Below are 21,251 nucleotides of genomic sequence, written 5' to 3'. Positions count from 1 at the left end.
CGTCGGATTTGGACATCGATTCCTCAGCTTAGAGATGCGCTACGGGTGCCCGATCCCGTCGCCTCGGCCCCGGGTGTAGACATCGGGTATCCCGTCGTGGTCGGCGTCCAGCTCTTCCTCCGCGCACAGTGTCCGATAGTGGCGGTTGCGCAACCTCAGCACTACCCCCGCGACGGTAGCTGCGATCAACGACCCGCTCAGGACACCGATCTTGACGAGTTCGTCGCGCTTGGAGCCGGCGCCGTAGGCGAGTTCTCCCATCAGTAACGACACCGTGAATCCGATCCCGGCCAGCAGCGCGAGGCCGAATACGTCGACCCACCGCAGCCCGGCATCGAGGGTGGCCCGGGTAGCTGCTGCTACCAGGCGAGCGGTGCCGAAGACGCCGACGGTCTTGCCGATCACCAGCCCGGCGACGATGCCGACGGTGAGCGGGTCGGCGAGCGCGTCGAGAAATCCGTCGACCCCGCCGACCGTCACACCCGCGGCGAAGAACGCGAAGACAGGCACCGCGAAACCCGCAGACAACGGACGCAAGCGGTGCTCGAAATGTTCGGCCAGCCCCGGCCCGGCTTCGGGCCCGCCGGCATCGGTGCTGCGAACCACCGGGACGGTCAGACCCAGGAGGACGCCGGCGACGGTGGCGTGTATGCCGGATTCGTGGACGAGCGCCCAGGTCGCCAGCGCGAGTGGGATAAGCACCCACCAGGCACGCACCCGCCGCTGCACGCAGACGGCGAACAGCGCCAACGGCAGCGCCGCGGTGACCAGGGCCCAGAAGCGGATCTGGTCGGTGTAGAAGACCGCGATCACGGTGATCGCCAACAAATCGTCCACGACGGCCAAGGTCAGCAGGAAGCTGCGCAGAGCCGACGGCAGGTGCGTTCCGATAACCGCCAGCACCGCGACAGCGAAAGCGATGTCGGTGGCTATCGGGATGGCCCACCCCCTCGTCACACCTGCGCCCACGTGGGCGGTGACGGCGACGAAAACCACAGCGGGCAAAACCATTCCGCCCACCGCCGCCACGATGGGCAACGCGGCACGCGCAGGGTCCCGCAGGTCTCCGGCAACGAATTCGCGCTTGAGCTCCAACCCCACGACAAAGAAGAAGATCGCGAGCAGTCCCTGGGACGCCCAGGTTCCGAGCGTCGCATTCAGATCAAGGCCGAGAACCTCGGCGCCCAGTCGGTGATTCTTGAGCGAATCGTAGGCCGACGCCCAGGGGCTGTTGGCCAAGACCAACGCAATGGCGGACGCGACCAGCAGCAGCGCGCCACCCACCGTTTCCTTGCGGAGGATCGCTGAGATCCGCGATGCCTCGGACCAGGACCCGCGGGTGAGCAACAAGGTGGCACGCTTGAATGCACTCTCGGACACGGTGACCTCGATCCTTCGGCTGCGGCACGCGAACACGTTCACACCGCCGACCAGACTTCCCGGCACACCGCTTAGCGCTTTGCGGCAAATACTACGACAGGAAGCCCCGCCGCAAGGATGCGCCTACGGAGCCCTACCGACCGGTCAGAGCCCCGACAGGCGAACAGTAGGCTGCAGACCATGCGGGTAGGCGTACTGGGAGCTCGAGGCAAAGTCGGCGCGACGATGGTGCGGGCGGTCGAGGCGGCACCGGATCTGACCCTCTCGGCAGCGGTCGATGCGGAGGACGCGCTGAGCCTGTTGACCGACGGCAACACCGAGGTCGTCATCGACTTCACCCATCCCGACGTCGTGATGGGGAACCTGGAGTTCCTGATCGACAACGGAATTCACGCTGTCGTGGGTACCACCGGCTTCACTGCGGAGCGCATCGACCAGGTCGAGTCCTGGCTGGCCGCCAAGCCCGGGACCGCTGTGCTGATCGCGCCCAACTTCGCCATCGGGGCCGTGCTGTCCATGCACTTCGCCCAGCAGGCCGCACCGTTCTTCGATTCGGTCGAGGTCATCGAACTTCATCACCCGCACAAAGCCGACGCCCCGTCGGGCACGGCGACCCGCACCGCCAAGCTGATTGCCGCGGCCCGAAAAGATATGCCGCCCAACCCCGATGCCACCAGCACCAGCCTGCCCGGAGCGCGTGGCGCAGACGTCGACGGCGTGCCGGTTCATGCGGTGCGGCTGGCCGGGCTGGTCGCCCACCAGGAGGTGCTGTTCGGCACCGAGGGAGAGACGCTGACCATCCGCCACGACAGCCTCGATCGCACCTCCTTCGTGCCGGGTGTGCTGTTGGCGGTACGACGCATTCAGGAGACCCCCGGCCTGACCATAGGCATAGAGTCGCTGCTCAACCTGCAATGACGGACTCCGCCCGCACGGTACGAATTCAGCTGCTCATCACCTTCCTGTGCGTGGCGATGCTGGCGTACTTCGTCATGCTCGGCCGCGTCGCCGTGGTGATGATCCAGTCGGGTCGGCCGGCCGCCGTGGGTCTGGGACTCGCGGTGCTGGTACTGCCGTTCCTCGGGTTGTGGGCGATGGTCGCGACGCTCCGGGCCGGGTTTGCGCACCAGAAGCTGGCCCGCCAAATAGCCTACGAGGGAATGGAACTCGACGTCAGCACGTTGCCGCGACGAGCGTCCGGACGGATCCGGCGCGATGCCGCCGACGCACTGTTCGCCACCGTGCGCTCCGAGGTGGAAGACGACCCCGATGATTGGCGCCGCTGGTATCGCCTGGCGCGGGCGTACGACTACGCGGGCGACAGGCGTAGAGCTCGCGAGGCGATGAAGACCGCCGTGCAGCTGGAGGCGCAAGGATGAGCAAGAAGCTGTTGATCGTCCATCACACTCCGTCCCCGCACTGCCAGGAAATGCTCGAAGCAGTCGTCGCCGGCGCGACCGACCCCGAGATCGAGGGCGTCGAGGTCATCCGGCGCCCGGCGTTGACGGCGTCCCCGGTCGAGATGCTCGAAGCCGACGGCTACCTGTTGGGCACCCCGGCCAACCTCGGTTACATCTCGGGGGCTCTCAAGCACGCCTTCGACCAGAGCTATTACCAGCTCCTCGACTCCACCCGTGGCCGCCCTTTCGGGGTCTACCTGCACGGCAACGAAGGCACGGAGGGCGCCGAACGCGCCATCGAAGGCATCGCCGCCGGCCTGGGCTGGATGAAAGCCGCCGACCACGTGCTGGTATCGGGCAAGCCGACCGAGGCCGACCTCGAAGCGTGCTGGAACCTTGGGGCCACAGTCGCGGCAACACTCATGGAATAGCCTGCGCTGCAACAGAATCAAGCACTGCGTAGCTGTGGGGCTGAGAGTCGGCGTCGACACCGGAGGATGCCTCGGGCATGATGGCGGAATCCGCGATCGTCGACATTCAGGACCACCGAGAGCGAGGTCCGGGCATGCCCACCACTGCCCCCGTCATCGAAATCCCGCGCAGCCACAACCCATTCCCGCGAACGGGGGTGTCGGTGGATGCGCGCGGCGTCCCGCACTACGACGACCTCCCGGCCACCCTGTTGGACATGCTCGCCGAGCAGGTCGACGCCCACCCGGACAGTGAAGCCGTGATCGAACTCGGTTCGCAACGGTTGACCTATCGCCAGCTGTGGGACCGTGCGGCACGGGTAGCCGGCGGGCTGCGAGCGGGCGGTCTGAGACCAGGCGAGCGCGTCGCGGTGCGTTATCCCGCGGGGGTGAAGTGGGTGCTGGCGTTCTGGGGCACGGTGATGGCCGAAGGCGTTGCGGTGGCCGTCAATACGCGCTCTGCCCAGCCGGAGGTCGACTTCGTGTTGTCCGATGCCGGAGCCCATGTCGACCTTGCCGGGGACGCACCGTTGCCTGACGGTTCGCCCTATGTGACCGAACACCTCACCAGCACAGATGTCGCCGCGTTGTTCTACACCTCAGGCACCACCGGTCATCCCAAAGGGGTACCGACCACGCACGAGGCATTTATGACCAACACCGAGAATGCGGTCCGATGCCTGCAACAGCCCAGAGACATCGGTGCGGATCTGCGCACCTTGATTTCGGTGCCGCTGTTTCACGTAACAGGTTGCAACTCACAGCTTCTGGCCGCGACTCGGCTGGGTGGGGCGGCGGTGATCATGGCCGCTCTCAATCTCGAACAGCTGATGGACACCCTGACTGCCGAGCGGATATCGGTCCTGGTCACCGTCCCTGCCATCTACTCGCTGTTGTTGCGGCACAAAAACTTTGGCGCAACGGATGTGTCCGGTGTGCGCTGGGCCGGTTACGGCGGCGCACCGATCGCGCCCGCGTTGGTGCAGGCGGTCAAGTCGGCGTTTCCAAAAGCCAGGGTGTTCAACGGATACGGCATGACCGAGAGTGCGTCGCTGATGACCGTCCTGCCCCACGAGGAGGCGATCGAGCACGCGGACTCGGTCGGTTATGCGGTTCCCTCGGTGGATCTGGGCCTGATCCCACTCGAGGACAAGCCGGGTGGTCTCGTCGGCGAGTTGGTGACGAGGGGCGCCAACATCACCGCCGGATACTGGAACCGCCCGGAGGCCACCGCCGCCACCGTCGTGGACGGCTGGCTGCACACCGGCGACGTGGTCCGAGTTGACGACGCCGGCCGCGTGCACATCGTCGACCGGCTCAAGGACATCGTCAATCGCGGTGGAGAGAACATCTCCAGCGTCGAGGTCGAGGCGGCGTTACTGGGAGCGCCCGGTGTCCTGGACGCCTGTGTGCTCGCGGTGCCCGACGAGGTCATGGGGGAGAAGGTCGGTGCCGTGCTGTGCGGAGAACAGGTGGATGTGGCCGCGGTCCTCGACCACTGCCGCAACTCGCTGGCCGACTTCAAAATACCGCAGTACGTCAGCGTCGTAACGACGCCGCTGCCCCGCAATGCAGGTGGCAAACTGCTCAAAGGTCGACTCCGCGAGCAGGTTCAGTGGGGACCGGCGTTGCGCTGACTCGCATGAAAAGACGGCGGGATGATACCCGTCACCAGGTAATTACGGCAACCGTTGTGTTCATTAGAATTTGCCATGAGTTAGGGCCGCAGTCCGGCGACGAGACTGTCGCTGACGGAAGATTGTTGCTGACGTAGATGCCTGGGGGAGTGTCGACGGCCGCGGCCTCGACCGGGATGGGACCTGCCTAGTGGATTTCGGAGCGCTGCCGCCGGAGGTCAACTCCGCCCGCATGTACTCCGGCGCGGGCGTTTCGCCCTTGCTCGCGGCCGCTGGCGCGTGGAACGGCATCGCTTCGGAGTTGAACGCGGCAGCATCCTCCTTCGATGCGGTCATCACCCGGTTGATCACCGACGAGTGGACGGGTACTGCGTCGCTGCTGATGGCGGCCGCAGTGCAGCCCCACGTGGCGTGGCTGTCCTACACCTCGGAATGTGCGGCCTTCGCCGCGACGCAGGCGATGGCCTCCGCGGCGGCCTTCGAGCAGGCATATGCCATGACGGTGCCACCCGCCGAGGTGGCCGCAAACCGCGCGCTGCTTGCCCGACTGGTAGCGACCGACACGTTCGGGCACAACGTGGCGGCCATTGCCGCCACCGAGGCTCGCTACTGCGAAATGTGGGCCCAGGACGCTTCGGCGATGTACAGCTACGCCGCTAGCTCGGCCGCGGCGGCCAAACTGAATCCCCTCACCGACCCGGCGCCCGTCGCCGATGCGGCCGGGGCCGCTAACCAGGCCGCCGCCGTTGCGCAGGCCGCCGCCGTTGCGCAGGCCGCCGCCACCGGTCCGGCGGAGCTCCGTGGCCTGATCGCCAGCGGTCCGGAGGCGGTCACCGGTCTCGCGGCCCCCGGCGCGGCAGAGGCTTCGAACTGGATGGAGCTGCTGGTCGCATTCGATCGCGCCGACCTCTGGTGGGTCGAATCGCTCAACCATCAGCGAGCGACCTACTGGGACTACGGTGTCGGCTGGCCGATGGGCGGCGACGACGAGGAAGAGATCGAAACCATTGCCGGCGCGGCCGATTCGGGTATCCGGCCCGCGCCGTTGACGCGCTCCATGAACGCGGGCGCGCCGCCGGTGGCTCACCTGGGCAAAGCCCTGCTCGTCGGCGAATTGTCGGTGCCGGCGAACTGGCCGGTCGCCGCGCCGGTGACCACCGAGCGCCCGGCCGTGGAAGCCACCGGCTGGACGGTTGGCGACGAGGATGAAGAGCCGTCGGTAGCTCCCGGCATGGTGGCAGTCGCGCACGGATCCGGCCGCGGGTCAGTGCCGCGGTACGGCGTCAAGCCGATCGTGATGCCCACCAAGGGTGTCTTCTGAGCGGTCCGTAGGCTTGGCCCATGCGGCCACCACCGCGCGATGACCACACGACGCTGCTCATCGCCAACCGCGGCGAAATCGCCCTGCGCATCGTGCGCACCGCAATCGAATTAGGTATCCGGACGGTGGCAATTTATGCCGCCGACGACGCCGACAGTCCACACATGCACGCCGCCGACGAAGCAATCGCTTTGCCCGGCAACGGGGTATCCGCCTACCTGGACGGGGAGTCGATCCTCGCCGCGGCAGCACGCTGTGGTGCGCAGCTGATTCATCCCGGTTACGGATTCCTCAGCGAGAGCGCAGATTTCGCCCGCGCCTGCGCGTCCGCGGGGCGCACGTTCGTCGGGCCCGGCCCCGAGGTGCTGGACCTGGTCGGCAACAAGTCATCGGCACGCGCCGCCGCAACCGATGCCGGCGTGCCGGTGCTTCCGGCTACCGACGGGCCGAGCAGCATCCAGGACATCCGCGAATTCTTCGCCGCCCAGGACGGCGACATCATGATCAAGGCGCTGGCCGGAGGCGGCGGCCGCGGCATGCGCAAGGTACACAGCGTCGATGAGATCGACGCTGCCTTTCGGCAATGCGCCGCGGAGGCGCAGCTGGGCTTCGCCGATTCGAGCTTGTTCGCCGAGGCGGTGCTGCCCACCGCACGGCACATCGAAGTGCAGATTGTTGCCGCGCCGATGGGTCACCAGACGCGTGCGCTGGCCCTGGGTGACCGGGATTGCAGCATCCAGCGGCGCTTTCAGAAGCTCATCGAAATCGCTCCTGCACAACAGCTCTCCGACCAGTTGCGGCGCAGTCTGCACGAGGCAGCGGTCCGGTTGTGCGCGCGGGCGCGGCTACGTGGTGTGGCCACCGTCGAATTCCTGCTCAGCGGTGATGAATTCGTGTTCCTCGAAGTCAACCCACGGATCCAGGTGGAGCACACCGTCACCGAGGAGGTGACCGGGGTCGATCTGGTCGCAGTGCAGTTGGCCATCGCCGGCGGCGCGTCGTTCTACGAGCTGGGTCTGCCGGCCGGAATCGCCTCGGATGGCATCGAAGTGATCGGCGAGCCTGCGGCGCGGACAGGTATCGCAATTCAAACCCGGGTCAACGCAGAGACTTTCGGGGCCGACGGTTCCGTCCTCCCGGCTACCGGAACCCTGAGCGTATTCTCGCCGCCGAGCGGACCAGGGGTGCGGGTGGATACCTACGGCCGCGCGGGCCTGGTGTTGAGCCCCAGCTATGACTCGCTGCTCGCCAAGGTCGTCACCCATGTACGGAGCTCGTCGTTTTCCGCCGCGGTCCGCAAGGCGCGCACTGCGTTGGCGGAGTTCAGCGTCGAAGGCGTCGGCACGAACATCGAGTTACTACGAGATCTCATGTCCGACGGCCAGTTTCAATCCGGTACGGCATCGACGAGCCTGCTCGACGACAAGCTCCCCGAGCTGACGGCCGCCGTGAAGCCACACCAGCAGCACCAGCACACCCATGTCGAGCTCTACCCGGGTGAAGAAGTGTTGCGTGCCCAACTGGCCGGCACGGTGATCGAGGTGGTTCCCGAGGGAGCCGACGTGGCAGCAGGCGGTCAGGTGGTGGTGCTCGAAGCGATGAAGATGCAGCACGTGCTGGTGGCGCCGCAGTCGCTGCGGACGATTCGCAGCCTGGTTGCGCCGGGTCAGGTCGTCGGCACCGGCGACCCGCTCGTGGTCTTCGCCGGCGCCGGAGCTGGTGCGGACAAGGGATCCGGCTCAGCCGCAGTCGATCTCGACCGCCCCCGGGCTGATCTCGACGAGGTGCGGCGGCGGCATGCGATGACTCTGGACGAGGCCCGCCACGCGGCAGTGGCCAAACGGCACAAGCAGGGCCGGCGGACCGCCCGCGAGAACATCGCCGACCTGGTCGATCCCGGCAGTTTCATCGAGTACGGTGCGCTGGCGATCGCCGCTCAGCGCAGCAGGCGTACCGAGGAGGACTTGATCGCCAACACTCCGGCGGACGGCCTGGTGGCAGGCCTGGCAACCATCGGCGCAGATACCTTCGGGCGCGAGGCCGCTGAGGCGGTGGTGGTGTCCTACGACTACACCGTGCTCGCCGGGACGCAAGGCATGCGCAATCACGCCAAAACCGACCGTGTATTCGACCTGGCAGTCCGGAAACTGTTGCCGGTGGTGCTGTTCGCCGAAGGCGGCGGCGGCAGGCCCGGAGACACCGACGTAGGCGGGCACGCCGGGCTGGATGTGCCGACGTTCCGGGTGCTGGCAGAGATGTCCGGGCGCGTCCCGCTGGTGTCGATCGTGTCCGGGCGTTGCTTCGCCGGCAACGCCGCGCTGGCCGGGGTGTGTGACGTCATCATCGCTACGCCGGATGCCAACATCGGCATGGGCGGGCCGGCGATGATCGAGGGCGGCGGGCTCGGGGTCTACCCCCCGGAGGCGATCGGACCTATCGAGGTGCAGCGGCGCAACGGCGTGGTCAGTCTGGTGGCCCGCGACGAGTCGCATGCCGTGTCGCTGGCCAAGCGTTATCTGTCGTACTTCCAGGGTGACGTCCGCGATTGGGAGGCGCCCGATCCTCGGCTTGCCCGGCATGTGGTGCCGCAGAACCGGTTACGTGCCTACGACGTGCATCGCGCGATCGATTCGATCGCGGACGTCGGGTCGGTGCTGGAACTGCGGGCGGAGTACGGCGTCGGCATCGTCACCGCACTGGTGCGTGTCGAGGGCGTGGCATACGGGCTGATCGCCAACAGCAGCCACCACCTCGGCGGTGCCATCGACGCCGAAGCCGCCGATAAGGCCGGCGATTTTCTGTCGAGCTGCGACGCGTTCGGATTGCCGATCGTTTCGCTGTGCGACACACCGGGATTCATGGTGGGCCCGGAAGCAGAGAAGGAAGCTGCCGTGCGCCGTTTCGGCCGCATGTTCATTGTCGGCGCGCAGTTGACGGTGCCCTTCGGCATGGTCATCCTGCGCAAGGGTTACGGACTGGGTGCGATGGCCATGGCCGGCGGATCGTTCCACGCGCCGCAGTTCACGATCGCGTGGCCGACCGGGGAGATCGGCGGTATGGGGCTGGAAGGTGCTGTGCGACTTGGTTTCAGCAAGGAACTCGCCGCCGCCGCTGACGACTCAGAGCGGCAGGCACTCTTCGACAAACTCGTCGCAGCCGCGTACGAACACGGCAAGGCGTTGCGTGCGGGCACCACGTTCGAACTGGACGACGTCGTCGATCCCGCGGCGACCCGGGCCTGGATCACCAGGCTCCCGGGCCACCGAGGGTGAGGATGTGTCTAGCCGTGTCCAGAACCGCAGCCGACACCGGGCAGACAGCCTTCGCCACCGGGAATCCCGTTCGGACCGAAGAACTGGCCACCCTCGCCGCAGCCGACGCCCGGAATGCAGCCCTGACCGCCAGGACCGCCACCAGGTCCGCCGTTGACGCCGCCGGAGCCGCAGTTGCCGTTCGGGTCGCAACCGCCGCCGCCGGGGTCGAGCGGGATGAAGTGGGTGATGCCGGTGCTGGGAGCGCCCGGCCCCGACGCGACAACGTCGGCGGAGGCTAGTGGCGCCGCAGCGATCGCTGTAGCGACGGCCCCGGCCACCACCAGTGGTTTCAGTGAAATGAATTTCGATAACATGCGTTTCGCATACCACGCGTGCGCAAATTCAAACCTCGCAGATCGCAACCCTACTTCCAAGCGACAGAAGGCGTTCCCACCATGACTTCAACAGACCTGACCGGCCGCACCGCTATCGTCACCGGCGCCTCCCGCGGCATCGGGTTGGCGATCGCGCAACAGCTCGCCGCGGCCGGCGCGAACGTCGTCCTCACCGCGCGCAAGCAGGAAGCGGCCGAGGCGGCGGCAGCGGAGGTCGCCGGTACTGCGCTGGGCGTCGGCGCGCACGCCGTGGACGAGGACGCCGCGCGCCGGTGCGTCGATCTCACGCTCGAGCGTTTCGGCCGGGTGGACATCCTGATCAACAACGCCGGTACCAACCCGGCCTACGGACCGCTGATCGACCAGGACCACGCTCGGTTCAGCAAGATCTTCGATGTCAACCTGTGGGCGCCGTTGTTGTGGACGTCGCTCGTCGTCAAATCGGGGATGGGTGAGCACGGCGGTGCAATCGTGAACACCGCTTCGATCGGCGGCATGCATCAGTCGCCGGCCATGGGCATGTACAACGCCACCAAAGCCGCACTGATCCACGTGACCAAGCAACTGGCACTTGAACTTTCGCCGCGGGTACGGGTCAACGCGATCTGTCCGGGCGTGGTGCGCACCAAGCTCGCCGAGGCACTGTGGAAGGACCACGAAGATCCGCTGGCCAGTTCCATCGCACTGGGCAGGATCGGTGAACCAGACGACGTCGCGGCAGCGGTGGCGTTCCTGGTGTCCGATGCCGCCAGCTGGATCACCGGCGAGACCATGGTGATCGACGGTGGTCTGCTGCTGGGCGCAGCGCAGGGATTTCAGGCCAGATGATCAGCGAGGACCTGGCCCAACGGATGCAGGAGTTACTCGACCAGCACCCTCCCGCCAGCACCGAAACGCGGGAATTCCTCGGCGCTCAATACGACGCCGGACTGGCGTGGGTGCACCTGCCGGTGGGCTTCGGCGGGCTCGGCCTGCCCCGGGCCGCACAGGAGAAGGTCGACCTGGAACTGGCCGCGGCCGGCGCACCGGTGGGCGGCACCCCGAAGAATTACATCGGCATGGGGATGGCGGCGCCGACCATCGCGGCGTTCGGTACCGACGAGCAGAAACGAAAGTTTCTGCGCCCGTTGTTCACCGGTGAGCAGATCTACTGCCAGTTGTTCAGTGAACCGGGAGCGGGATCAGACCTGGCCGCCGCGGCCACCCGCGCGGTACGCGACGGCGATGAATGGATTGTCAACGGACAGAAGGTGTGGACGTCGCAGGCCCAGCATGCGCACATGGCCATCCTGGTCGCCCGCACCGACCCCACCGTTCCCAAACACCTTGGCCTGACATACTTTCTGTGCGATGTGACGCAACCGGGGGTGGAGATCCGGCCGCTGCGGCAGATCACCGGCGAGGCGGAGTTCAATGAAGTGTTCCTCACCGACGCCCGGGTGCCCGACGCCAACCGGCTGGGTCCGGTAGGGGGCGGATGGCGGGTTGCCACAACCACACTGAACAACGAACGCGTCGCAATCGGCACGCGGGCCGGGGTGCCGCGCGAAGGCGGTCATATCGGCAAGGTCACCGGGGCCTGGCGGGACCGGCCCGGGCTACGCAACCCCGCAATGCACGACGAACTGATGCGGTTATGGGTGGCCGCGGAAGTCTTCCGGCTCAGCGGCGAACGGCTGCGCCAGCAAGCGGTCGCCGGGCAACCCGGGCCCGAAGGCGCTGGCATGAAGGTGATGTTCGCCGAACTGGCCCAAGCGATTTCGGGTTTCGAAGTCGAGTTGCACGGTGAGCACGGGCTGCGCTACGACGATTGGACGCTGCGCCGCCCGGAAGTGGTCGACCTGACCGGCCGCGGCCCCGGATATCGCTACCTGAGGGCTCGCGGCAACTCGATCGAAGGCGGAACGTCGGAAATCCTGCGCAACACCGTCTCCGAGCGGGTACTGGGTCTGCCCGGGGAACACCGCGTCGACAAGGACGTCGCCTGGAAGGACATCCCCCGATGACAGACCTGCTGTATTCCGACACCGAGGAGGCATTGCGCGAGAACGTTCGGCAGTTGTTCGCCGAGCGGTGCCCGCCGGAAACCGTCACCAAGTCCTATGATTTTCCGCCGCAAGACTTTTCACCGGTATGGCGCACGCTGGCCGCGGAGCTTGGGGTGGCGGGCCTGCTGGTACCGGAATCGCTCGGTGGGGCGGGTGCCGGCGCACGCGAGGCCGCGGTGGTGATGGAGGAGATCGGCCGGGCCGTCGCTCCGGTGCCGTTCCTGTCCAGCGCGGTAGTCGCGACGGTGGCGCTGTTGACGGCCGGAGACACCGAGACGGTGTCCGCGCTGGCCTGCGGCGAGGTCACTGCTGCACTGGTGGTGCCGCTGACCACCGCGCCGTGGGATGCGGTCACGGGGTTGCCGGGCGCCGACGGGCTGAGCGGCGTGGTCAACACTGTCGCCGGCGCTGCTGAAGCCGACGTGCTTGTGGTGCCGGTCGCCGGGGTCGATGGCGTTGAGCTGCATACTGTTTCGCGGGATGCGACCGGCGTCGACGTGTCGCCGGTGCTGGCCCTCGACATGACCAGACCCCTTGCCGACGTGCGATTTTCCGGTGCCGCGTCCAGGCGGGTCGGCGCGGGGGCGGATGCGATCACCGCGGCGTTACAGCTGGGGGTGGCGTTGCTGGCCGCCGAGCAGCTCGGGCTGATGCAGTGGTGTTTCGACACCACACTGCGATATGTGAAGGAACGCAAGCAGTTCGGTCGTGCGATCGGGTCGTATCAGGCGATCAAGCACCGGTTGGCCGATCTGTGGTTCGAGGTGAGCTCGGCGACGTCGGCAGCCCGCTACGCTGCCGACACGAATGCCCGCGGTGATCAGGATTCGGCGGTCGCGGCGTCCGTCGCGCAGGCCTTCTGCAGCGGCGCGGCCGTGCATGCCGCCGAGGAGTGCGTGCAGTTGCACGGGGGCATCGGGATGACCTGGGAGTATCCCGCGCACCTGTACCTCAAGCGTGCCAAGAGCGACCAGTTGGCGTTCGGCACCGAGTACCGGCACCGGTCGCGCCTGGCCGAACTGGTCGACCTGCCGGTCAGCTGACTGCTAACTGAGCGCCGATTCGAAGGTCTCCCTCAACGCCGCCCAGTGCCGATCGGCGGCGGCGACGTCATAGGGGCCATTGTCGGGTACCGCGAACCCGTGGCCGGCCCGGTACCACTCGATGGTGTGCCGCACGCCCGCGGCCGTCAGTGCCTTGCCGAGCTGTTCGGCCTGATCGGCGGTGAACGACGGGTCCTTCTCGGCGCCGCCCACATACACCACCGCGTTCATCCGGTCGGCCAGCAGGTGCGGGCTGTATTCGTTGTCCGTCACCAGACCGCCGCCGTGGAACGATGCCGCCGCAGCCACCCGCTCCGGCAGCCGTCCGGCCAGCAGCACCGAGATGCGGCCACCCATGCAGTAGCCGCAGACGCCGAAGCGATCCCCGGTGACCTCGGGACGGCTCTCCAGATAGTCGAAGTAGGCGCCGGCATCCCGGGTGATCCGGTCCGGCGTCAAGGTGCCGATCATGAACATGATGCGGGCGCGTTCCTCGGCGTCGCCGAAGGCGCTCGTCATGTCGAACGGGGCCCAGTCACCCTCGCGGTAGTACACGTCGGGAAGCAGCACGGCGTAACCGAATCCGGCCAGCTTGGCCGCCATCTCGTCGAAGGTGTCGCGCACACCGCCGGCGTCGGGGAACATGATCACGCCGGGCCAGGGGCCCGTGCCGTCGGGCGTGAAGAAGCGCACCGGACAGGTGCCGTCGGGAGTGGTGACGCTATCAGTGATTTTCGGCATGGCTCCCGTTCTACTCCAGACGCTTCCACGTATCCAATGGCGTCGACCCGCGGCGCCCGGCTTCGCCGCGCTTGCGATCGCCGCGTCATCTATGGCGTTGACCCGCGGCGCCCGGCTTCGCCGCGCTTGCGATCGCCGCGTCATCTATGGCGTCGACCCGCGGCGCCCGGCTTCGCCGCGCTTGCGATCGCCGCTATCCTGACCGCGTGCCTGTTGCGACGCCCTACGAGGATCTGTTGCGCCTAGTCCTCGAGACCGGGACGGCCAAATCCGACCGCACCGGTACCGGGACCCGCAGCCTGTTCGGCCAGCAGCTGCGATACGACCTGTCGGCCGGGTTTCCGCTGCTCACCACCAAGAAGGTGCACTTCAAGTCGGTAGTGTATGAGTTGCTGTGGTTCCTACGCGGTGAGTCCAACATCGGCTGGCTGCACCAGCACGGCGTCACCATTTGGGACGAATGGGCAAGCGACACAGGAGAACTCGGCCCGATCTACGGTGTCCAGTGGCGGTCCTGGCCGACGCCGGATGGTGCGTACATCGACCAGATCAGTGCCGCGCTGGAGTTGCTGCGTACCGATCCGGACTCGCGGCGCATCATCGTCTCGGCCTGGAACGTCGGCGACATCCCGCAGATGGCGCTGCCGCCATGCCACGCGTTCTTCCAGTTCTATGTGGCCGACGGCCGGCTGAGCTGCCAGCTCTACCAGCGCAGCGCCGACCTGTTTCTCGGGGTGCCGTTCAACATCGCCAGCTACGCGCTGCTCACCCACATGATGGCCGCTCAGGCCGGACTGGCGGTCGGTGAGTTCGTCTGGACCGGTGGGGACTGCCACATCTACGACAATCACGTCGAACAGGTGGCGCTGCAGCTGCGCCGCGAACCTCGTCCCTATCCGAAACTTGTTCTGAAGCAACGGAATTCGATCTTCGATTACACCTATGACGACGTCGTCGTGGAGAACTACGACCCGCACCCGGCAATCAAAGCACCTGTAGCTGTATGACGGCCCTGGTCTGGGCGCAATCCACGTCCGGTGTGATCGGCCGCGGTGGCGACATCCCGTGGCGCCTGCCCGAGGACCTGGCCCGGTTCAAGCAGCTGACGATGGGGCACACGGTGGTGATGGGTCGGCATACCTGGGACTCGCTGCCCGCCCGGGTGCGGCCGTTGCCGGGGCGCCGCAACATCGTGCTGTCCCGCCAGGCCGGCTTCACCGCGGACGGTGCCCAAGTGATGGGATCGTTGGACCAGGCGTTGACCGCAGACGACACGTGGATAATTGGCGGCGGGCAGATCTATGCGCTGGCTTTGCCGCTGGCCACCCGGTGTGAAGTCACCGAGGTCGATATTGAACTGCCGCGCGACGACGAAGACGCGCTGGCCCCCCTGCTCGACGAGGCGTGGGTGGGTACAACGGGGGAATGGCTGGTCAGCCGCGAAGGACTGCGGTACCGGTTCCACAGCTATATACGGCCGTAACTGCCGGCCTGCCGCGTCTGACGTGGTCGCCTCGGTAGGCCGGGAAGTGAAGAAGGGGGAATGCAAATGGTGACCGAACCCGTCAAGACATTCGCCCGCAGGTTCCGGGGCTACGACCCGGCCGCGGTCGATGCGCACATCGAGGCGCTGACCACCAGGCAGCAGCTGTTGCGCGACGATGTCGAGAGTCTCCGGACCCGGTTGACGGAATCCGGCGAGCAGGCGGCGGCGCTGCGCAACGAGGTCGACCTGCTCATCGAAACGTCGGATTCGCCGCACGCGGTGCAGCAGCGGATGGCGAAGATGCTGCGCCGTGCCGTCGACGAGGTGTCCCAGATGCAGGCCGAGGCGCAAGCCGAAGCCGACGCGCTCCTTGCCGAGGCTCGGGCCGAGGCTGAAGCGGAGCGGCGCAAGCACGAAGAGCTGGTGGCGGGCCTGGTCGCGCGGCAGCAGGAGATGGAAGCCGAGTACGCCGAGACCAAGCAGCGCCTCGAGGCCGAGCTGGCCGCCATGCGCGCCGAGACGCGATCGGCCATCGACGACGCCTGGCAGGAAAGTCAGCGCGAGCGCGACCAAGTCCTGGCCGACACCAAACAGGAAGCCGATCATTACCGTGAGCAGGCCCGGCGCGCTGTGGTCGAGGCGGCCCGGCAGCGGATCAAGGTGCTGGAGCAGCTGATGGGCGTCTACCGCGACCTGGAATCGATTCCGGCTGCTCTGCAGGCGGCGCACGACGCCGAGGTGGCATTCGGGGAACAGGGCAACTCGGCCGACACCAACGGCGCATCAGGCCGGAAAGTCGCCGCGGGATAGCCGGCGGCAATACGGCCGTTGACTGCAACGAACCGGTAGTCTCGGCGCGGTGTCGGTCCGCATTCCCAGGCTGACCACCGCGCAGGCCAGGCGGATAGCCGTGGCGGCGCAGGGATTCGGCGCACCGCGGCCCCAGGCTCCCATCACCCGTGCGCAGCTGCGGCGGCTGATTTCGCGGATCCAGGTGCTACAGCTGGATTCCGTGTCGGTGGCGGTGCGGGCCCATTACGCCCCGGTGTTCAGCCGGCTCGGACCTTATGACCGCGATGTGCTGGATCGCGCCGCGTGGGGGCCACGAAGCGCACGGCTGTTCGCCGAGTACTGGGCGCACGAAGCTGCGCTGATGGCGGTGGACGATTGGCCGTTGATGCGCTGGCGGATGCGGCAATACCGGCACGGCCGGTGGGGGGTCCATATCGTCAAAGCCAACCCACAACTCGCCGACGACGTCCTGGCCGCTGTTGCCGAACTCGGGCCTAGCACCGCTGGTGAGATCGAAACGCATCTCGAAGCGGAACCCCGCGGCGCGCGGGGACCCTGGTGGGGGCGTAGCGATACCAAGTGGGTTGCCGAGGCGCTGTTCGCCGCCGGGGTGTTGACGACGGCCACCCGGGTCGGATTCGCACGGCACTACGACCTGGTGGAACGCGTGTTGCCGGCCGACGTGCTGGCCCGCAACGTCGACGACGACGAGGCCATCCGCGAACTCGTGCTGCGGGCGGCCACCGCGCTGGGGGTGGGTACCGAAGCCGACATCCGCGACTACTTCCGGCTGTCCGCGCAGCAGGTCAAACCGGCGGTAGCCGAGTTGGTCGCCCACGGTGAGATCGAGCCGGTGGAGGTTGACGGCTGGACGGCACCGGCATACCTACGGGCGCGTTCGGTGCCTCGCTACGACCGCGGCACCGCGTTGCTGTGCCCGTTCGACCCGCTGATCTTCTTCCGGCCGCGGGTGGAGCGGCTGTTCGGCTTTCACTACCGCATCGAGATCTACACGCCGGCGGCCAAACGGCAGTACGGCTACTACGTGTGGCCCTTGCTGTTGGACGGTCAATTGGTGGCGCGGGTGGACCTCAAGGCTGACCGCGGCGCCGATGCGCTGCGGGTGCTGGGTGCGTTTGGGGAGCCCGGGATCGATCGCCGGCGGGTAGCGGGGGCGCTGGCCGGGGAGCTGGCGTCGATGGCGAGGTGGTTGGGCTTGAGCGGGGTCTCGGTGGCCGATCGGGGTGATCTGGCGGCTGAACTGGAAACGGCCTCCGGGCAGTCGGGCTGATGAACAGGACCGACACGGTGAAACTGAGCGGTCAGCTGGAACTTTCGCAAGCCGAAGCGGGCGGCTACCCACATCGCGTCGACCGACGATGAGATCAGCCACCTGGGGTGGCCTATCTCTGGTGGCGCGGGACTGCCCCAGCACTCGCCAACGGTGTTGTGTCTATCGGCACATACCGTGGTTTCTTCAGTCGGAGCCATTGGCGGAGATCGAGACGCCCGGCCGTTCGTCGGTACGCCGGTCGTCGAACAGGCTGTAGAAGCCGTCGACGAGAAGGTCGCGCGATCGACGAAGGAGTTGCTTGAGGCGTTCGGCGAATCGGCGTTGAGCTGACCACGCTGCCGACCAGGTCGAGCAACTCATCCCCGCGGTGGAGCAAAACCTGCCCAAACCGGCCGACGCCGGTACCGGTACCGCGGGTTAAGGTGAGCGCCGTGGCCCAGACCGCACCGCTCCGCGTGCAACTGATCGCCAAGACCGACTTCCTGGCGCCCCCGGACGTGCCCTGGACGACCGACGGCCCAGGCGGCTCGGCGCTGGTCGAGTTCGCCGGCCGGGCTTGCTATCAGAGCTGGTCCAAACCCAATCCGCGGACGGCGACCAACTCCGGCTACATCAAGCACATCATCGACGTCGGACATTTCTCGGTGCTCGAACACGCCAGTGTGTCGTTCTACATCACCGGGATCTCGCGGTCCTGCACCCATGAGCTGATCCGGCACCGGCATTTCTCCTACTCCCAGCTGTCCCAGCGCTACGTGCCCGAAAACGAGTCGCAGATCGTGGTCCCGCCCGGGATGGAGGACGACCCCGAACTGCGGGAGATCCTGCTCGCGGCAGCCGACGCCAGCCGCGCCACCTACACCGAGCTGCTGGCCAAGCTGGAAGCCAAGTTCGCCGATCAACCCAACGCCGTGCTGCGGCGCAAGCAGGCCCGCCAGGCTGCCCGTGCGGTACTGCCGAACGCCACCGAGACGCGCATCGTGGTGACTGGCAACTATCGGGCCTGGCGGCACTTCATCGCCATGCGGGCCAGCGAACACGCCGACGTGGAGATCCGCCGACTGGCCATCGCGTGCCTGCGTCAACTCGCCGACGTCGCGCCCGCGGTGTTCGCCGACTTCGAGGTGACCAGCCTGGCGGACGGCTCCGAAGTTGCGACCAGTCCTTTCGCGACCGAAGCCTGAGCCCGCGCAGCGGGGGAAGGCGCAGGTCGCCATCGGACCGGGCGACCGAAGCCTGAGTCCGCGTAGCGGGGGAAGGCGCAGGTCGCCATCGGACCGGGTGACTGAAGCCTGAGTCCGCGTAGCGGGGGAAGGCGCAGGTCGCCATCGGACTGGGTGACCGAAGCCCGAGTCCGCGGCAATGCCAAACGGCTTGCCGTAGCCAGGTAATCTGGGGAACCGTGAGCACCGTCGGATTTGACGCCCCGGCACGTCTGGGGACCCTGCTGACCGCGATGGTGACACCGTTTGACGCCGAGGGCGCGCTGGACACCAAGGCTGCGGCCCGGGTGGCAACCCACCTGGTTGATCAGGGCTGTGACGGTCTGGTGGTCTCAGGCACCACCGGCGAGTCGCCGACCACCACTGACGACGAGAAGCGTGAGCTGCTGCGAGTGGTTCTGGACGCGGTGGGCGACCGGGCACGGATCGTGGCCGGCGCGGGCACCTATGACACCGCGCACAGCATCAAGCTGGCCAAAGCCGCGGCGGCCGAAGGTGCGCACGGACTGCTGGTGGTCACCCCGTATTACTCCAGGCCGCCGCAGAGCGGGCTCAGGGCGCATTTCACCGCCGTCGCGGACGCGACCGACCTGCCGATCGTGCTCTACGACATTCCGCCGCGCTCAATCGTGCCGATCGACCCCGATACATTGCGGGCGCTGGCGTCGCACCCGAACATCGTCGGGGTCAAGGACGCCAAGGCCGACTTGCACAGCGGGGGACAGGTCATCGCCGAGACCGGGTTGGCTTACTACTCCGGGGACGACGCCCTCAATCTGCCCTGGCTGGCCGTGGGCGCGACGGGTTTCATCAGCGTGATCTCGCATTTGGCCGCTGGTCAACTCCGAGAGTTGTTGTCCGCGTTTAACTCTGGAGATCTCGCCACCGCCCGCAAAATCAACGTCTCGGTCGCACCCCTGTGCAACGCGATGGCCCGGCTGGGTGGGGTGACGTTGTCCAAAGCGGGTCTGCGTCTGCAGGGCATCGACGCCGGTGACCCCCGGTTGCCGCAGGTCGCCGCCACCCCGGAACAACTCGACGCACTCGCCGCCGATATGCGTGCGGCATCCGTGCTCCGGTGAGCCGCGCGTGAACTCCGAACTCGCTCCACCCGGTCCGCTGACTGCGGGCGGACTGCGGGTCACCGCGCTCGGCGGGATCAGCGAAATCGGCCGCAACATGACGGTTTTCGAGCATTTGGGTCGACTGCTGATCATCGACTGCGGGGTCATGTTCCCCACCCATGATGAGCCGGGTGTCGACCTGATCCTGCCCGATCTGCGTCACATCGAAGACCGCCTGGACGACATCGAGGCGTTGGTGCTCACCCACGCCCACGAGGACCACATCGGGGCGATTCCGTTTCTGCTCAAGCTGCGCCCGGACATCCCGGTCGTCGGCTCCAGGTTCACCCTGGCGCTGGTGTCTGCCAAGTGCCGCGAGCACCGCATCAAACCGGTGTTCGTCGAGGTCAAAGAGGGCCAGAGCAGCCGGCATGGCGTGTTCGAGTGCGAATACTTCGCCGTCAACCACTCCATTCCCGACGCGCTGGCCATCGCCGTGTACACCGGTGCGGGCACCGTGCTGCACACCGGTGACATCAAGCTCGACCAGTTGCCGCTCGACGGCCGCCCGACCGATCTGCCCGGTATGTCGCGACTGGGCGACGCCGGTGTGGATCTGTTCCTGTGCGATTCCACCAACGCCGAGCACCCCGGGGTCGGGCCGTCGGAAAGCGAAATCGGCCCCACCCTGCACCGGTTGATCCGCGGTGCAGACGGCCGGGTCATCGTGGCGTGTTTCGCCTCCAACGTTGACCGGGTGCAGCAGATCATCGATGCCGCAGTGGCATTGGGCCGCCGGGTGTCGTTCGTCGGCCGGTCCATGGTGCGTAACATGGCGATCGCGCGCGATCTCGGGTTCTTGAACGTCGCGGATTCCGACCTGGTCGACATCGCGGCAGCCGAGATGCTGCCGCCCGACCAGGTGGTGTTGGTCACCACCGGCACCCAGGGCGAGCCGATGGCGGCGCTGTCGCGGATGTCGCGCGGCGAGCACCGGAGCATCACGCTGACGGCGGGCGACCTCATCGTGCTGTCGTCCTCACTGATCCCGGGCAACGAGGAGGCGGTGTTCGGCGTCATCGACGCGCTGGCCAAGATTGGCGCCCGGGTTGTCACCAATGCTCAAGCGCGCGTGCATGTTTCGGGTCACGCCTACGCCGGGGAGTTGCTGTTCCTCTACAACGGGGTACGTCCGCGCCACGTCATGCCGGTGCACGGAACCTGGCGGCACCTGCGGGCCAACGCCAAGCTGGCCGCCAGCACCGGGGTGCCCGAGGAGTCGATTCTGGTGGCCGAGAACGGCGTCAGTGTCGACCTGGTGGCCGGCAAGGCCAGGATCGCGGGCGCGGTGCCGGTCGGGAAGATGTTCGTCGACGGCTTGATCACCGGCGACGTCGGTGACATCACGCTGGGCGAGCGGCTGATCTTGGCCCAGGGTTTCGTCGCGGTGACCGTCGTCGTCAAGCGCGGCACCGCGGTACCGGTGTTGCCGCCGCACCTGCAATCGCGCGGTTTCTCCGAAGATCCGAAGGCGCTGGAACCCGTGGTGCGCAAGGTCGAAGCTGAACTGGAAGCATTGGCCGCCAACAACGTCGTCGACCCGATCCGGATCGCCCAGGGGGTGCGCCGCACCGTCGGCAAATGGGTGGGCGAGACCTACCGCCGCCAACCGATGATCGTGCCGACGGTCATCGAGGTCTGAC

The 21,251-nt window shown here is 67.1% G+C and carries 20 protein-coding genes; 16 read left to right on the top strand and 4 right to left on the bottom strand.

Translation table 11 applies throughout. The features are described 5' to 3' along the window. Positions 1–39 precede the first annotated feature (39 nt). Positions 40–1,380 (bottom strand): Na+/H+ antiporter NhaA, encoded by a 1,341-nt coding sequence (gene nhaA / locus ACZYZ9_RS14480; RefSeq protein ID WP_463826946.1) that lies wholly within the window; start codon positions 1,378–1,380, stop codon positions 40–42. Between the two features lie 180 nt (positions 1,381–1,560). On the opposite strand from nhaA, the gene dapB reads away from it, so the two are divergent. The 6 genes from dapB to ACZYZ9_RS14450 all read left to right on the top strand — a co-directional run bounded on the left by dapB (position 1,561) and on the right by ACZYZ9_RS14450 (position 9,480). Beyond that, positions 1,561–2,298: a 4-hydroxy-tetrahydrodipicolinate reductase gene (gene dapB, locus ACZYZ9_RS14475; protein ID WP_463826945.1), complete on the top strand. Its 738-nt coding sequence runs from the start codon at positions 1,561–1,563 to the stop codon at positions 2,296–2,298. Next, positions 2,295–2,759, top strand: a complete 465-nt coding sequence (locus ACZYZ9_RS14470; protein ID WP_463826944.1) for a tetratricopeptide repeat protein — start codon at positions 2,295–2,297, stop codon at positions 2,757–2,759. Before dapB ends, ACZYZ9_RS14470 begins: the two co-directional genes overlap by 4 nt. Then, positions 2,756–3,211 carry a flavodoxin family protein gene (locus tag ACZYZ9_RS14465; protein ID WP_463826943.1) on the top strand — a complete coding sequence of 152 codons (456 nt, stop codon included), beginning with the start codon at positions 2,756–2,758 and terminating at the stop codon, positions 3,209–3,211. The genes ACZYZ9_RS14470 and ACZYZ9_RS14465 overlap by 4 nt, the downstream gene beginning before the upstream one ends. Before the next feature lie 134 nt (positions 3,212–3,345). Further along, positions 3,346–4,887, top strand: coding sequence for a class I adenylate-forming enzyme family protein (locus ACZYZ9_RS14460; protein ID WP_463827172.1), 1,542 nt, complete (start codon positions 3,346–3,348; stop codon positions 4,885–4,887). A gap of 190 nt (positions 4,888–5,077) precedes the next feature. Beyond that, positions 5,078–6,208 (top strand): PPE family protein, encoded by a 1,131-nt coding sequence (locus tag ACZYZ9_RS14455; protein WP_463826942.1) that lies wholly within the window; start codon positions 5,078–5,080, stop codon positions 6,206–6,208. Between the two features lie 20 nt (positions 6,209–6,228). Further along, positions 6,229–9,480: an acetyl-CoA carboxylase family protein gene (locus ACZYZ9_RS14450; protein WP_463826941.1), complete on the top strand. Its 3,252-nt coding sequence runs from the start codon at positions 6,229–6,231 to the stop codon at positions 9,478–9,480. Positions 9,481–9,488: 8 nt separating this feature from the next. Here the strand turns inward: ACZYZ9_RS14450 and ACZYZ9_RS14445 are convergent, their stop codons facing one another. Further along, entirely contained in the window at positions 9,489–9,815 is a 327-nt protein-coding gene (locus ACZYZ9_RS14445) for a PE-PGRS family protein (RefSeq protein WP_463827171.1), read from the bottom strand. Between the two features lie 102 nt (positions 9,816–9,917). On the opposite strand from ACZYZ9_RS14445, the gene ACZYZ9_RS14440 reads away from it, so the two are divergent. From ACZYZ9_RS14440 to ACZYZ9_RS14430, 3 genes are read left to right on the top strand one after another with little or no spacing between them, the layout of a single operon-like run. Then, positions 9,918–10,685 carry an SDR family oxidoreductase gene (locus ACZYZ9_RS14440; RefSeq protein ID WP_463826940.1) on the top strand — a complete coding sequence of 256 codons (768 nt, stop codon included), beginning with the start codon at positions 9,918–9,920 and terminating at the stop codon, positions 10,683–10,685. Then, entirely contained in the window at positions 10,682–11,863 is a 1,182-nt protein-coding gene (locus ACZYZ9_RS14435; protein ID WP_463826939.1) for an acyl-CoA dehydrogenase family protein, read from the top strand. The genes ACZYZ9_RS14440 and ACZYZ9_RS14435 overlap by 4 nt, the downstream gene beginning before the upstream one ends. Further along, complete coding sequence (locus ACZYZ9_RS14430) at positions 11,860–12,948, top strand: acyl-CoA dehydrogenase family protein (protein ID WP_463826938.1); 1,089 nt, start codon at positions 11,860–11,862, stop codon at positions 12,946–12,948. Before ACZYZ9_RS14435 ends, ACZYZ9_RS14430 begins: the two co-directional genes overlap by 4 nt. Positions 12,949–12,951: 3 nt before the next feature. On the opposite strand, the gene ACZYZ9_RS14425 is transcribed toward ACZYZ9_RS14430, so the two are convergent. After that, complete coding sequence (locus ACZYZ9_RS14425) at positions 12,952–13,689, bottom strand: dienelactone hydrolase family protein (RefSeq protein WP_463826937.1); 738 nt, start codon at positions 13,687–13,689, stop codon at positions 12,952–12,954. A 206-nt stretch (positions 13,690–13,895) separates the two neighbouring features. Between ACZYZ9_RS14425 and ACZYZ9_RS14420 the strand changes: the two genes are divergently transcribed. The 4 genes from ACZYZ9_RS14420 (at position 13,896) to ACZYZ9_RS14405 (ending at position 17,258) form a co-directional block, all read left to right on the top strand. Then, positions 13,896–14,696 (top strand): thymidylate synthase, encoded by an 801-nt coding sequence (locus ACZYZ9_RS14420; RefSeq protein ID WP_463826936.1) that lies wholly within the window; start codon positions 13,896–13,898, stop codon positions 14,694–14,696. Beyond that, positions 14,693–15,172: a dihydrofolate reductase gene (locus ACZYZ9_RS14415; RefSeq protein ID WP_463826935.1), complete on the top strand. Its 480-nt coding sequence runs from the start codon at positions 14,693–14,695 to the stop codon at positions 15,170–15,172. The genes ACZYZ9_RS14420 and ACZYZ9_RS14415 overlap by 4 nt, the downstream gene beginning before the upstream one ends. Before the next feature lie 66 nt (positions 15,173–15,238). Further along, positions 15,239–15,985 carry a cell division protein DivIVA gene (locus ACZYZ9_RS14410; protein WP_463826934.1) on the top strand — a complete coding sequence of 249 codons (747 nt, stop codon included), beginning with the start codon at positions 15,239–15,241 and terminating at the stop codon, positions 15,983–15,985. Between the two features lie 61 nt (positions 15,986–16,046). Beyond that, on the top strand, positions 16,047–17,258 hold the full coding sequence (locus ACZYZ9_RS14405; protein ID WP_463827170.1) for a winged helix-turn-helix domain-containing protein: 1,212 nt from the start codon (positions 16,047–16,049) through the stop codon (positions 17,256–17,258). 186 nt (positions 17,259–17,444) lie between these two features. Here the strand turns inward: ACZYZ9_RS14405 and ACZYZ9_RS14400 are convergent, their stop codons facing one another. After that, positions 17,445–17,621: a hypothetical protein gene (locus ACZYZ9_RS14400; protein WP_463826933.1), complete on the bottom strand. Its 177-nt coding sequence runs from the start codon at positions 17,619–17,621 to the stop codon at positions 17,445–17,447. Between the two features lie 71 nt (positions 17,622–17,692). On the opposite strand from ACZYZ9_RS14400, the gene thyX reads away from it, so the two are divergent. The 3 genes from thyX to ACZYZ9_RS14385 all read left to right on the top strand — a co-directional run bounded on the left by thyX (position 17,693) and on the right by ACZYZ9_RS14385 (position 21,250). Beyond that, the gene (thyX, locus tag ACZYZ9_RS14395; RefSeq protein ID WP_463826932.1) at positions 17,693–18,445 is read left to right on the top strand and encodes an FAD-dependent thymidylate synthase; all 753 of its coding nucleotides are present in this window, start codon (positions 17,693–17,695) and stop codon (positions 18,443–18,445) included. Between the two features lie 218 nt (positions 18,446–18,663). Then, positions 18,664–19,566, top strand: a complete 903-nt coding sequence (gene dapA, locus ACZYZ9_RS14390; protein WP_463826931.1) for a 4-hydroxy-tetrahydrodipicolinate synthase — start codon at positions 18,664–18,666, stop codon at positions 19,564–19,566. A gap of 7 nt (positions 19,567–19,573) precedes the next feature. Next, positions 19,574–21,250, top strand: a complete 1,677-nt coding sequence (locus ACZYZ9_RS14385) for a ribonuclease J (RefSeq protein WP_463826930.1) — start codon at positions 19,574–19,576, stop codon at positions 21,248–21,250. The last annotated feature ends 1 nt before the right edge of the window (position 21,251 follow it).

It is taken from the genome of Mycobacterium sp. IDUB_28 (genome assembly GCF_055419285.1).
This window is presented reverse-complemented; position numbering and strand designations above follow the sequence as displayed.